10 protein-coding genes are annotated in these 12621 nt (G+C 66.8%); 6 read left to right on the forward strand and 4 right to left on the reverse strand.

What is annotated here, in order from left to right:
• Window positions 1–146: 146 nt before the first annotated feature.
• The 3 genes from CRT60_RS13945 to CRT60_RS13955 all read right to left on the reverse strand — a co-directional run bounded on the left by CRT60_RS13945 (window position 147) and on the right by CRT60_RS13955 (window position 3051).
• On the reverse strand, window positions 147–1223 hold the full coding sequence (locus CRT60_RS13945) for an extracellular catalytic domain type 2 short-chain-length polyhydroxyalkanoate depolymerase (RefSeq protein ID WP_098737048.1): 1077 nt from the start codon (window positions 1221–1223) through the stop codon (window positions 147–149).
• 8 nt (window positions 1224–1231) lie between these two features.
• The gene (locus tag CRT60_RS13950) at window positions 1232–2269 is read right to left on the reverse strand and encodes an extracellular catalytic domain type 2 short-chain-length polyhydroxyalkanoate depolymerase (protein WP_244592494.1); all 1038 of its coding nucleotides are present in this window, start codon (window positions 2267–2269) and stop codon (window positions 1232–1234) included.
• A gap of 254 nt (window positions 2270–2523) precedes the next feature.
• Window positions 2524–3051: a peroxiredoxin gene (locus CRT60_RS13955; protein ID WP_098737845.1), complete on the reverse strand. Its 528-nt coding sequence runs from the start codon at window positions 3049–3051 to the stop codon at window positions 2524–2526.
• 298 nt (window positions 3052–3349) lie between these two features.
• Between CRT60_RS13955 and CRT60_RS13960 the strand changes: the two genes are divergently transcribed.
• Together CRT60_RS13960 and CRT60_RS13965 are read left to right on the forward strand one after the other, a co-directional pair.
• Window positions 3350–5134 carry a type I secretion system permease/ATPase gene (locus tag CRT60_RS13960; protein WP_244592495.1) on the forward strand — a complete coding sequence of 595 codons (1785 nt, stop codon included), beginning with the start codon at window positions 3350–3352 and terminating at the stop codon, window positions 5132–5134.
• Between the two features lie 67 nt (window positions 5135–5201).
• Window positions 5202–6617 carry an HlyD family type I secretion periplasmic adaptor subunit gene (locus tag CRT60_RS13965; RefSeq protein ID WP_098737050.1) on the forward strand — a complete coding sequence of 472 codons (1416 nt, stop codon included), beginning with the start codon at window positions 5202–5204 and terminating at the stop codon, window positions 6615–6617.
• Between the two features lie 148 nt (window positions 6618–6765).
• Here CRT60_RS13965 and CRT60_RS13970 read toward each other — a convergent pair whose 3' ends face one another.
• Entirely contained in the window at window positions 6766–7068 is a 303-nt protein-coding gene (locus CRT60_RS13970; protein WP_244592496.1) for a hypothetical protein, read from the reverse strand.
• A gap of 438 nt (window positions 7069–7506) precedes the next feature.
• Here CRT60_RS13970 and CRT60_RS13975 point away from each other — a divergent pair, with 438 nt between their 5' ends.
• From CRT60_RS13975 to CRT60_RS13990, 4 genes are all read left to right on the forward strand, one after another.
• Window positions 7507–9342: a PHA/PHB synthase family protein gene (locus CRT60_RS13975; protein ID WP_098737051.1), complete on the forward strand. Its 1836-nt coding sequence runs from the start codon at window positions 7507–7509 to the stop codon at window positions 9340–9342.
• Between the two features lie 417 nt (window positions 9343–9759).
• On the forward strand, window positions 9760–11805 hold the full coding sequence (locus tag CRT60_RS13980) for a protein kinase domain-containing protein (RefSeq protein WP_244592497.1): 2046 nt from the start codon (window positions 9760–9762) through the stop codon (window positions 11803–11805).
• 37 nt (window positions 11806–11842) lie between these two features.
• A complete protein-coding gene (locus tag CRT60_RS13985) occupies window positions 11843–12334 on the forward strand; it encodes a hypothetical protein (RefSeq protein ID WP_098737053.1) in 492 nt (163 codons plus the stop codon).
• A 92-nt stretch (window positions 12335–12426) separates the two neighbouring features.
• The gene (locus CRT60_RS13990) at window positions 12427–12621 is read left to right on the forward strand and encodes a hypothetical protein (protein WP_244592498.1); all 195 of its coding nucleotides are present in this window, start codon (window positions 12427–12429) and stop codon (window positions 12619–12621) included.

Genomic DNA, 12621 nt, shown 5'->3' on the forward strand with positions numbered 1-12621 from the left:
ACAACCAGCTGATCCGCATCGAAGAGCAGCTCGGCGTCGCCGCCCGCTTCGCCGGCCGCGGCATCCTCAAGGCCTGATCGACCCAAGGCAAAGAAAAGCCCCTCTCCGGTCCGCCGGAGAGGGGCTTTTTTATGGGGAGCGGACGGTCACTCCCCGGCGAGCGCGCCGATCATCTTGCGCACCGCGGTCATCTGGAAGCCGCTCTTGCGGGCGAAATCGTAGCCGGTGTAGCCGAACCAGTCCCAGCAGGCTTTCGGGTTGGAGGTCGGCTTGGCGGCACCGTCGATCTGCGGATACAGCACGACGATGTTGTTGACGTCGGCCCAGCGATTGTAGCCGGCATTCACGGCGAAATGATCGCCGATCAGGTTCGACGCCATCTGGCAGCCGTGGAAGGCGACATGGATGCGGCAGGTCTGCGCACCGCCCTCGCAGGCTTCCGGAACATAGATGTAGCCGGTCTTGGCCATGCCGCTGCGGCTGGTGTCGCCGACGAAGGGCGCCTGGTTGAACAGCTGCGGCTGGCGGGCCGCGGCGGAGGCGTTCGGGGTCTTGGCGTCGGCATAGAAGAAGCGGACGATGGCGCCGGCCTGATCGTACTGGCAGTTGTTGATGTATTCGCTCTTCTCCCCCTCCTTCGGGATGAAGTCGCAGGCCGCGCCATAGCCGTCGGTGATGTAGGCATGGGCCGCCTTCGGCAGCTTCACGTAGGAGAGGTTGGCCTCCGCCACCCCCAGCGCCCGGTAGAAGCGGTCGGTGGCGTCGGCGACCGGCCGCTTCACCGTCACGTCGCCATCGCCGTTGAACAGGTAGATCTTCGCCTGCGCCATGTTGGACAGCGGGTCGATCTCCTTCGCCTTCTCGCGCGCCTTGGCGTTGGCGACCAGGGCATCGACATCGGACGCGCCCATCGCCACGTCCATGCAGCGTTTCAGCGCCACGATTGCCGTGGCGACGCCGCCCGTCGACACCTCGGCGCAGTCGTAAGGACCGCCGGCGACGAGCCCGGCCGCCTTGACCAGCCCCGAATAGGCGACCTGGAACTGCCCGGCCATGTAGGCGCCCGACGAAATGCCCGACACCGTGGTCTGGGCCGGGTCGATCTTCAGCTTCAGGTCCGACAGCCTGATCTGGGCAGCGCTTTGCGCGGCCACGGGAAGCGGCGCCAGGACGAGGAGAGCCGCAAACGCAGTCTTGAGAATCGCTTTGTTCGAAATGGTCATGAAAAGGGTCACCTTTGCCCTGAAAGTGTTGTCAACATTGCGTGGACAGCGGCGATCTGCGCCCCGCCCTTCGTCGCGTATTCCGTCCCGGTCCTGCCGACCCAGTCCCAGCAGGCAATCGGATCCGCGGAATTGCGCGCCGACAGCTGCGGGTAGAGCACGATCAGATTGTTGTTGGCCGCCCAGCGGTTGAAGCCGGCGCCGGTGGTCACGGCATCGCCGACCTCGGCCGCGGACTGGCGGCATCCGTGAAAGACGATGTGCACGGCACAGGCCGCTCCGCGCCCGCAGGCGGGCGGCACATAGACATAGCCGGCGGGGGCCAGCCCCGTGCGGTCCGGATCGCCGAAGGGCGTCTGGTCGAAAGGAACGGCCGCCGGCATGTCGGGAGCCGGCGGGTTCAACCCGCCATAGATGTGCGACAGGATTCGGCCGGCCTGGTCATAGTCGCCGCAGGCATTGACATAAGGGCTGCGGTTGGCGTTGCAGTCGTTGCCCCCGCCCGGCGCAATGAAGCCGTTGCCGGCATCCAGCCCGGTTTCCAACCGGATCTGGTTCGCCGGCACATGGGCGGCACGATAGAATGCCTCCGCCTCCTCCACCGTCTTGCGGTTCACCACCATGTCGGCGCGGCCGCTGAACAGGTAGACCTGAGCCTGAGCCAGCCGGTCGAGCGGGTCGATAGCCCCGGCCGCCGCCAGCGGCTGGGCCGCTTCGTACAGCGGCTGGCCGCGCGGCCAGAGCGGATTGCCCTGCATGCAGGCCGCCGCCAGAAGCGGATTCTCGGCCGCGCAGAGATAGGGACCGCCGGCCACCAGACCGACGCCGGCCATCTCCCCCGAATGGGCGACGTGGAACTGGAGCGCCATGAAGGCGCCGGCCGCCAACCCCGATACCGAACTCTTGGCAAGCACCACGTTGTGCGGAGCGAGCGGAGGTGCTGTGGCATCGGCACTGGCCGGAGCGGCGCCGAAGGGCGACACCAGCGCCAGCGCCGCCACGAACCATGCAACCAGAAAACACCGGAGCGGCCGATTTTCTGCCACCTGCTGCACCCCATCCGCCAGAACCTCTGCGGAAGGTAGCAATAGAACAGGGAATGTCTAACAAAAAGCCTTAAGGGATTTCTGATACACGCACATGCACGATCATGCGCAACCCAACCCCGGCGGCGGATGCCGGCGGGGCTTCGGGCAGCCATGGAAAAGGCCGACGGAGCCGCCGCCCCGCCGGCCTTGCGCCGTCAGTCCGAAATCATCCCGGCGGCCGGGCCGGCCGGGCGGGCGCCGAATCGGCCCGCTCAGTTCCGCAGGAAAGCGAGCACAGTCTCCGGCGAGGATTCGCCGTAGGGATCGCCGTTCTCGCCTTCGTCGTTGATGCCCGGCTCCTCGAACCACTTCTCGACGACACCGTCCTTCACGACCATGGCATAGCGCCAGGAGCGGAAGCCAAAGCCCAGACTGTCCTTGTCGATCAGCATGCCCATGCGACGGGTGAAATGGCCCGACCCGTCGGGGATCAGCTTCACCTTCTTGAGGTTCAGGCTCTTGCCCCACTGGTACATGACGAAGGCGTCGTTGACGCTGATGCAATAGACCTCGTCGATGCCCAGAGCCTTGAAGTCGTCATGGAGACGCTCGAAGGCCGGGCACTGCTCGTTGGAGCAGGTCGGCGTGAAGGCGCCGGGCAGCGAGAACACCACCACCCGCTTGCCCTTGAACAACTCGTCGCTTTGCACGTCCTGCCAGCGGAACGGGTTGGGTCCGCCGACGCTCTCATCGCGCACGCGGGTCTTGAAAACCACCGAGGGGACCTTGCGCCCTTCCATCGTCATCTCCGGCTTTCGTTGGGAATGGACCGGCGGAATCGCCGCGGGGGAACGATAGCGGTAATGCCTGCCCCCTCCAACCGGCCATAGGTCATGCCCCCTCCGCCGGGCACCGGCACCAAGTCACCCCCGAAGGAACAAACAATACCGAGGTAATTCTGCGCAAAAGTGGTGGCATCCGGTGGCAATCCTGTGACGTCCCCGAATGTTAAGGTCCCATTTACCAAGATCGCGTTCTCTGAGCTCGCCTGCATCCAGTGGGCACTGCGCCGACCGGTGACAATTGGAGGGCTGTTTTATGCCTGTTTCGACCAAGTCCAACTCTATGCGACAGCCCGGCAATGATAAGCCGGAAGCCTCATTCAATCGCGGTTATTTCACCAGGATACTTGTTAGTACATTTATCTTCAGCGCCACCATCAACGCGCTGATGCTCGCCATGCCGCTTTATTCGCTTCAGGTGTTCAGCCGCGCCATCCCGTCCGGCAATTACGATACCCTGGCCATGCTGACCGTCATCGTCGTGATGGCGCTGACGCTGAGCGGTCTTCTGGAGATGGTGCGCTCGCGCCTGCTCGCCCGTGCCGGCAACGCGCTGGAGGTGCGGTGGCGCCGCCGGCTGACCGCCGACGCGCTGGACGCCGCCGGCCGCGGCCGCCCGGACAACGGCCCGCTCGCCGACCTGATCGAGCTGAAGGGCGCCTTCTCGCGCCCGTCGCTGCCGGCGCTGATGGACCTGCCCTGGGCCCCGCTCTACGTCATCGGCATCTACGTCATCCACCCGATGCTGGCGCTGGTGCTGGTCGTGTCGATGCTGATCATGGCGGTGATGGGCTGGATCGGCTATGTGGCCGTCAAGGACATCAACGACGAGAGCAAGCTGCCGGCCGGCCGCGCCCAGAAGCTGTTCGAAGCGCTGGCGTCGCGTTCCGACACCGTGCGCGGCCTGCGCATGGGCAACGCCTCGCTGGACGCCGTCAACCGCGACTTCCTGACCGCCAGCGCCATGCAGGGCCAGGGCTATGAGCGCAGCGCCGCCATCGGCGCCGCCACCAAGTGGGTCCGCATGGTCCTGCAGATCGCCGTGACGGGCATCGGCGCCTGGCTGGTGATCGAGCAGCATCTGTCCTTCGGCGGCATGATCGCCACCTCGATGCTGGTCGGCCGCGGCCTCGCCCCGATCGAACAGACCGCCGGCGCCTGGGGCGGGCTGGTCCGCTCCGCCCAGGCCGTCCGCCGCCTGCTGCCGCTGCTGAAGCGCCTGTCGCGTGAGCCGGAGCGTCCCTCCGTGCCCGTCGAGAGCGAGCGCCTGACCGTCGAGAACCTGCTGTTCGTCTCCCCCCGCGACCAGAAGCCGATCCTGCGCAGCGTCACCCTGTCGGTCGAACCCGGCGAGACCGTCTGCATCGCCGGCCCCAACCGGTCGGGCAAGTCGGTGCTGGCCCGCCTGCTGGCCGGTGTCGCCCTGCCGTCGGCCGGCACGGTGCGGCTGGGCGGCCTGTCCGTCGCCACCCTGACCCCCGACAGCCCCGACCAGGGCATCGGCTACCTGCCGCAGCAGGTCGATCTCCTGCCCGGCAGCATCGCCGACAACATCGCCCGCTTCACCAGCGCCACCCGCGAACAGGTTGAAGAGGCTGCCAAGGCCGTCGGCATCCATGAATGGGTCGAAAGCCTGCCCATGGGCTACGAGACCGAGGTCAACGACCCGCTGTCCCCGATCACCGGCGCCAGCGCCCGCCTGATCGGCCTTGCCCGCGCCGCCTTCGGCCAGCCGCCGCTTCTGGTGCTGGACGAGCCGACCGCCGGCCTGGACGAGCTGGGCATCAAGGCGGTCCGCGCCTTCGTCGCGGCCAGCAAGGAGCGCGGGGCGACCACCATCGTCATGACCCACGCCCCGATCTTCGTCGATATGTCCGACCACACTTACGTTCTGAAGAACGGCATGGCGATGGAGCTGCCGCGTCCGGAGCAGCAGCAGGCCCAGCCCGGCGCCGTCAACCTCGCCCGCCTCCGTAATCTCGGACCAGGCAATCTCGGCCCTCAGGGTCCGGCCGCCGCCACGGCAGGGGCCGCCGGCTGACCGCCGGCACCGCCCCCGAGACCGACCATCCGGCTGACGCCAGACCCGACAGAGCCAAGGAAGTCCCATGACCACGATGACCACGACCTTCCCCGCCCCGCTCTCCAGCGACAACGGCCCCGAGACCCCCGCCGGCAAGCCGTCGCGCAAGACGGCGACCATCACCTCGATCCATGCGCTGCGGGCGGCGATGCCGGAAACCAATGCCCGCGGCCTGCTGCTGGGCGGCTTCCTGGTCCTGGCGGTCGGCTTCGGCGGCATGGCCGGCTGGGCGGCGGTGGCCCCCCTGCACAGCGCGATCAGCGCCACGGGTTCGCTGGCGCCGGAGACCGGCCGCAAGGTGGTGAAGAACACCGAAGGCGGCGTGATCAGCGCCATCATGGTCAATGAGGGCGACCGGGTCGAGGCCGGGCAGGTCCTGATGCGGCTGGACAGCACCGAGGCGCAGACCCGGCTCGAGATGCTGAACGCCGCCCTGTTCGACACGCTGGCCTCCGAAGCGCGCCTGTCGGCCGAGCTGTTCGAGAAGCCGGCCATCGAATGGCCCGACGCTCTCGCCGCCCGCCGTGCCAAGGAACCGGCGGTCGAGAACGCCATGGCGAACCAGGAAAAGCTGTTCCAGGTCCGCCGCACCCAGCTCGACACCGAAGCCAAGCTGACCAAGGACCGCATCGCCACGCTGGGCGACGAGGTGCAGAGCCTGGAGAAGCAGCGCGCCTTCCTGGCCCGCGAGATCAAGCTGTCGGACGAGGACATCCAGATCACCCAGGGCCTGCTGGACCGCGGCAACTCCACCCGCACCAAGCTGGTGGCGGCGCAGAAGGAGAACGCGCAGCTCCACGCCCAGGACCATGAGCTGGAAGCCCGCATGTCGCAGTCGCGCCAGCAGGCGGTCGATGCCCAGGGCGATCTGGTCCGCCGCCGCAGCGACTTCCGCGAGAAGGTGCTGGTCGAGCTGGACAAGGCCCGTGGCGACGCCCAGAAGCTGGCCGAGCAGATCCGCGACGCCAGGAACCGCCTGGACAACCGCACCGTCAAGGCGCCGGACGCCGGCAACGTCGTGATGTACGGCCATCCGGCCGTCGGCGGCAGCATCACCGCCAACGAGCCGGTGCTGGACATCGTTCCCGACGACAAGGCCCTGCTGGCCGAGGTCCGCATCCAGCCGAAGGACATCAAGTCGATGGCCGTCGACCTGCCGGTGAAGGTGCAGCTGACCGCCTATGACAGCCGCGTCGTCGGCACCATCGACGGCACCGTGTCCTACGTGTCGGCCGACCGCCTGACCGACAATGCGACCCGCCAGGAATACTATCTGGCCCGCATCCGCCTGAAGGACGCCGACAGCCACGAGGTCCGCCACATGAAGATCAAGGCCGGCATGCCGGTGGAGGCCCGCATCGTGCTGTCCGCCCGCACCCCGCTGGACTATCTGATCCAGCCGCTGCGCCAGTCCTACGTGAAGGCGTTCATCCAGGAGTAATAAGCGGGCAGGAGTGATAAGCGGGCAGGAGTGACGAGCAGGGGAGTGAGGCAGCCCCTCACCCCCGGCAGCCCGTATGCAGGAAAAAGCCCCCGACCGTCCGGCCGGGGGCTTTTTGCTTGCCCGCAATCCTCAGATCTCGCCGGCCTCAGCTCTTGCCGGGCCGCAGGTCCGGCTTCGGCGGAACCGCCATCGGGGTGGGCAGCGGCTCCGGCACCTGGATCGCCTCCGTCTGCTCGCGGGTGCGGCGGGAGGCCGCACGGTCCTGGGCCAGACGGTCCATCGCCTGCTGGCGCTGCGCCTCGGTGGTCAGGTCGGTCGGTCGCGGCGGGACGGTGCCCAGGTTGGGGTACCCGCTCCGCTCCCCGCTCATGCTGCGGATGGGCGACGAATTGTCGCTGACCGGCGACGGCTCGCCGGTGATGGCCCCCAGCGGGCCGGTGTCGAGCATGCGGTCGCTGCAGGCCGACAGCCCGAAAACCATTGGTATCGCTACGATTAACAGGCTGAACGCCCGCCCGCACGCCGCGATACCCCGACCGTTACCCTGACTGCCCGTCACCATCATCCTTCCCCGTGTCTGGCCGATACGCCACACTTGTGCGACGATCCTTGAAATGAAATGTTCACAACTGCGGTGTATGAGAGGTTTCGGATTTCTCCTGCACCGCACCATAAAGCCGGACCGCCGCACGCAACCCACAGCGACATGGTGCAAACCGCCTCCCGAAGACCGCTCCCGAAGACCATCGCCTGCAAGCCTGTATAGCCGTCCGTCCGCAAGGCCCAAAGCCCAATCTGGCGCAAGCCCGATCCCGCGGACCCAAGGCGACACAGGCGACATGACCGAGACGACGCGACACCCGCCCAAAGAAGAAGGACCGTGCTCATGGCCGAGACCAAGGCCCCCTCCCAGGCTTCCAACCCGGCTTCCCCCCAGGTGCCCGACGTCAAGCTGCCCGATCCGGTCGAGATGTCGCGGGCGATGACCCGCATCGCCGAACAGAGCCAACGGCTGGTCTCCGAGTTCCTCGCCCGTCAGGCCGCCGACGGCGCCGGCCCGAAGAGCCCGGACCCGATGGGCGTCGGCCATGCCTTCCTTGAGATGACCACCCGCATGATGGCCGACCCGGCCAAGCTGATGCAGGCGCAGATGTCGCTGTGGCAGGATTACCTGACCCTGTGGCAGCGCACCACCCAGCGCTTCTTCGGGCAGGAGACCCAGCCGGTCATCGCGCCGGCCAAGGACGACCGCCGCTTCAAGGACGCCGCCTGGGACGAGAACACGCTGTTCGACTTCATCAAGCAGTCCTACCTGCTGAGCGCCCGGTGGATGCAGTCGACCGTCAATCAGGTCGAGGGGCTGGACGACCACACCGCCAAGAAGGTCGATTTCTACACCCGCCAGTTCGTCGACGCGATGGCGCCCTCCAACTTCGTCATGACGAACCCGGAGGTGCTGCGCGCGACCATCGAGAGCGGCGGCGAGAATCTGGTCAAGGGGCTGGAGCATCTGCTGACGGATCTGGAGCGCGGCAAGGGCGAGCTGCGCATCTCGATGACCGACTACGATGCCTTCCAGCTGGGCAAGAACATCGCGGTCACGCCGGGCAAGGTCGTCTTCCAGACCAGCCTGATGCAGCTGATCCAGTACACGCCGACCACGCCGGACGTGAACAAGCGTCCGCTGATGATCGTGCCGCCCTGGATCAACAAGTTCTACATCCTCGACCTGCGTGAGAAGAACAGCTTCATCAAGTGGGCGGTCGACCAGGGCCACACCGTCTTCGTCCTGTCCTGGGTCAACCCGGACGAGACGCTGGCGGCCAAGGGCTTCGAGGACTACATGGTCGAAGGCCCGCTGGCGGCGCTGGACGCCATCGAGAAGGCGACCGGCGAAAAGGACGTGAATGCCATCGGCTATTGCCTGGGCGGCACGCTGCTGGCCTCCACGCTCGCCTACATGGCGGTCAAGAAGGACGACCGCATCAAGTCGGCGACCTTCTTCACCACGATGCTGGACTTCGCCGAAGCCGGCGAGCTGTCGATCTTCATCGACGAGGAGCAGCTGACCTTCATCGAAGGGCAGATGGCCGAGCAGGGCTATCTCGACGGCGCCAAGATGGCGACCACCTTCAACATGCTGCGCGCCAACGACCTGATCTGGTCGTTCGTCGTCAACAACTACCTGCTTGGCAAGGATCCCTTCCCCTTCGACCTGCTGTACTGGAACAGCGACAGCACCCGCATGCCGGCGGCGATGCACAGCTTCTATCTGCGCAACATGTACCAGAAGAACATGCTGGCGCAGCCGGGCGCCGTGACGCTGAAGGGTGTTCCGGTCGACCTCGGCAAGGTCAAGGTGCCGGCGCTGTTCCTGTCGGCCCGCGAAGACCACATCGCGCCGTGGAAGAGCACCTACAGCGGCGCCAAGCTGTTCAGCGGTCCGGTCAAGTTCGTGCTGGGGGCGTCCGGCCACATCGCCGGCGTCGTCAACCCGCCGGCGGCCAACAAGTACTGCTACTGGACCAGCGACAAGCTGGCCAAGACCTCCGACGAGTGGCTGGAGAAGGCGACCCAGACCCCCGGCTCCTGGTGGCCGGAATGGAACAAGTGGGTCGGCCAGTATGCCAACGGCAAGGTTCCCGCCCGCCAGCCCGGCGACGGCGCCCTGCCCGCCCTGGAAGACGCGCCGGGGTCCTACGTCGCGGTCAAGAACGGGTAACCGGTTCGTCGCCGAGCCCCCTCTTCCCTGGTGGATGAGCAGTATTGTGGAAAGGGTCGCTGAAAGGCGGCCCTTTCTCTTTTGGATCTTCCGGCCGCGCTGGCAAGATTTACACGGATTTCACGGATTTAGACACGGATTTCACGGATTTTTTAGCCTTGGCGGCACGCCGCTTTTCCCGATAGCCACCACCTCGCGACTCCACATCCGTGAAATCCGTGCTTCAATCCGTGAAATCCGTGTAAATCTTGCCACCCGTCCCTGCCCCCTCGCAAAGCTTCAGCGCCCGTCCCGGCGGGGGTTTTCCTTTTCCGTCCAATCCGATAGTGTTACGCACGCGCACGTTAAGGGTTTGTTTGCCCTTTTAACGCCACCTAAGGCCTGCGCACATTCGCACGCCCCGGGGATCCGCCGTTCATGCCATCCGACGCCCAGACAGGTACGATGGGAGCCGCCACGGCAGCGATGGCGAACGCCGAACCGGTCAAGCTCGCCGAACGCTACGAGATCCAGCCGGGCGCGCCGATACCCCTGCTGAACGCCGTCGGCGGCAATGCCTTCACCGCCAAGGCGCTGCGCGAAAAGCGGATCGAGCCCTTCGCCATCATCTGCCATGCGTCGGTGCTGCCGCGGATGGACATCTGCTCCACCGTCGGCAGCCTCGACAACGCCACCAACATGCGGCTGCTCGACTGGGGGCTGGTGGACTGGCCGCAGGACCGCGGGCGGCGCTTCTGTCTGGTGTTCGAACGGCCGGGCGGCAAGCGGCTGATGGGGTCGCTGACGGACACGCTGGATCCGATGCCGGAAGACCAGCTGACCCGGCAGATCGTCCACCCGCTGGTCTCGGCATTGAAGGAACTGTCGAGCCGCGGCGTCGTCCATGGCGCGATCCGCCCGACCAACCTGTTCTACCGCGATCTCGCGTCCGGCACGCTGATGCTGGGCGACTGCGTGTCGGCCCAGCCCGGCTACGGTCAGCCGGTCCTGCTGGAAACCATCGAGCGCGGCATGGCCAGCCCGGCCGGTCGCGGCACCGGCACCATGGCCGACGACCTCTATTCGCTGGGCGTCACCCTGCTGATCCTGGCGCTCGGCCGCAACCCGCTGGCCGGGCTGGACGACGAGGCGGTTCTGCAGGCGAAGATGGAGCGCGGGTCCTATCCGGCGCTGGTCCAGCAGCACCGGCTGCCGCTGGCGATCAACGAGGTGGTGCGCGGCCTGCTGGTCGACGATCCCAAGCAGCGCTGGACCCTGAACGACCTCGATCTGTGGGTGGCCGGCCGCCGGCTCAGCCCGAAGCAGCCGCAGATTTCCCGCCGCGCCGCCCGTCCGCTGGAATTCCAGGGGTCGGAATACTGGCACTGCCGCACGCTGGCCCGCGCCTTCGCCCGCCATGCCCCCGCCGCCGCCTCCGTCATCGAAAGCGGGGAGCTGGACAAGTGGCTGCGCCGGTCGATGGGCGACGATGTGCGGGCGGAGGCGGTGAGCCACGCCATCCAGACCGCTTCCAGCGGCAAGGGCGGCACCCAGGGCGACCGGCTGGTGGCCCGCGTCTGCATCGCGCTCGACCCCACCGCCCCCATCCGTTACCGCGGCCGGGCGATGATGCCGGACGGTATCGCCACCATGCTGGCCGACGCCTTCCTGCGCGGCGAATCCCCCCAGGCGGTGGCGGAGGTGATCGCCAACCAGCTGCCGATGTTCTGGGTCAACGTCCAATCCGACTTCAAGCCGGAATTCGTGCCGCTGGTCCAGACCTTCGACCAGCTGCGCGGCTTCCTCGACCGCTCCAGCCACGGGCTGGGGGTGGAACGCATGCTGTACGAGATGAACCCAACGATGCCCTGCATGAGCGGGTTGGTGGTCAAGCAGTTGCCGACCTCGCCGGCCGAACTGCTCAGGGCGCTCGACTGGATCGCCGCCGGGGGCGAGCGGCACAAGGACCCCATCGACCGGCATATCGCCGCCTTCCTCGGCGCCCGTCACAAGCGGGGGGACGAGTTGCTGTTCACCCAGCTCGGCAGCGGCGTGGAGCCGATGCGGCGCATCATCGCCATGCTGACCATCCTGTCGGACATCCAGGCCCGCACCGGCGTCGATGGGCTGACCCATCTGGCCAGCTGGGTGGTGGCGATGCTTGACCCCGCCTTCCGCCGCTTCCACAACCGGCCGCAGCAGCAGGAGGTGCGCAAGATGGCGGACGCCGCCGCGCACAACGGCCGGCTGACCGAACTGCTGAAGGTGGTGGACGATCCCGACGCGCTGCGCCGCGACCGGCTGGAATTCGAAGCGGCACAGATCGCCTACCGCGAGGCCGACGCGGAGATGGACAAGATCCGCCACACCATCGCCGACCGCAATTCCATCATCGAGACGTCGGGCCGGCAGGTCGCCGCCATCGTGTCCAGCCTGCTGTCGACCCTGCTGGTCGCCGGCATCATCCTGTTCTTCGCCTTCTGACCGGAACTCATAAAGTCTGAATCGAGGGGGGATCGCCATGGCGCGCAAGAAGAAGAAAAAGGGCGGCGCCCTCACGCTGATCCTGCTGATCGTGCCGGCGGCGCTGATCGTGCTGCCGACCACCATCCTGTTCGGCATCGGCATGATCCCGACCATCGTCGCCTATGTCGTCGACCGCGATCCCGACAAATCGGCGCCGATCACCGTCGGCGGGCTGAATTTCTGCGGCTGCATGCCCTTCGCCATCGATTTGTGGAAGCACCAGCACACCATCGGCGCCGCCGCGAAGATCTTCGCCGACCCGCTGGCCTGGCTGGTGATGTACAGCGCCGCCGCCGTCGGCTGGGGCATCTATTACGGCATCCCGCCGATGGTCGCCGGCATGGAAGTCACCCGCGCCGAAAAGCGGGTCGAGGTGCTGAAGCAGAAGAAGGTGGCTCTGGTCCAGGAATGGGGACCGGACGTGGCCGGCGATTACTTCGACGAGTCCGGCGGCATGGAACCGGATGCCGAGATGGCGAACGCCTGATCGGGCGACGGCCCCACCGCCGGACTTGCAACCGGACTCACCGTCAGGGCATGATCCATGCAGAGGGCCGCCGGGTCGGCCATGAGGTTGGAATGTTCAGCGTCAGCGAGACTGAAGCCGCCGCGATCCAGAGGGCGTTTCACGAAAGCGGCGAATGGGCGGCCGTCGTCGAGTTGCGGCGGCACTTCCACATTCAGGACAATGTGAACGCCCTGAACGCCGTCCGTTCCATCGTCAGATGGGCGGGGGCGGTGCCGCCGCATCCGCAGCCCACATCCCCCCTCTGA

The sequence above is a fragment of the Azospirillum palustre genome (assembly GCF_002573965.1).
GTDB classification, from domain to species: Bacteria; Pseudomonadota; Alphaproteobacteria; order Azospirillales; family Azospirillaceae; genus Azospirillum; species Azospirillum palustre.

What these genes read in the sequence shown, in the direction of transcription:
- CRT60_RS13945 (WP_098737048.1), bottom strand. Translation starts at nt 1,223, where the DNA reads ATGACCATTTCGAACAAAGCGATTCTCAAGACTGCGTTTGCGGCTCTC.
- CRT60_RS13970 (WP_244592496.1), bottom strand. Translation starts at nt 7,068, where the DNA reads ATGCTCGACACCGGCCCGCTGGGGGCCATCACCGGCGAGCCGTCGCCG.
- CRT60_RS13965 (WP_098737050.1), top strand. Translation starts at nt 5,202, where the DNA reads ATGACCACGATGACCACGACCTTCCCCGCCCCGCTCTCCAGCGACAAC.
- CRT60_RS13980 (WP_244592497.1), top strand. Translation starts at nt 9,760, where the DNA reads ATGCCATCCGACGCCCAGACAGGTACGATGGGAGCCGCCACGGCAGCG.
- CRT60_RS13990 (WP_244592498.1), top strand. Translation starts at nt 12,427, where the DNA reads ATGTTCAGCGTCAGCGAGACTGAAGCCGCCGCGATCCAGAGGGCGTTT.
- CRT60_RS13975 (WP_098737051.1), top strand. Translation starts at nt 7,507, where the DNA reads ATGGCCGAGACCAAGGCCCCCTCCCAGGCTTCCAACCCGGCTTCCCCC.
- CRT60_RS13955 (WP_098737845.1), bottom strand. Translation starts at nt 3,051, where the DNA reads ATGGAAGGGCGCAAGGTCCCCTCGGTGGTTTTCAAGACCCGCGTGCGC.
- CRT60_RS13960 (WP_244592495.1), top strand. Translation starts at nt 3,350, where the DNA reads ATGCCTGTTTCGACCAAGTCCAACTCTATGCGACAGCCCGGCAATGAT.
- CRT60_RS13985 (WP_098737053.1), top strand. Translation starts at nt 11,843, where the DNA reads ATGGCGCGCAAGAAGAAGAAAAAGGGCGGCGCCCTCACGCTGATCCTG.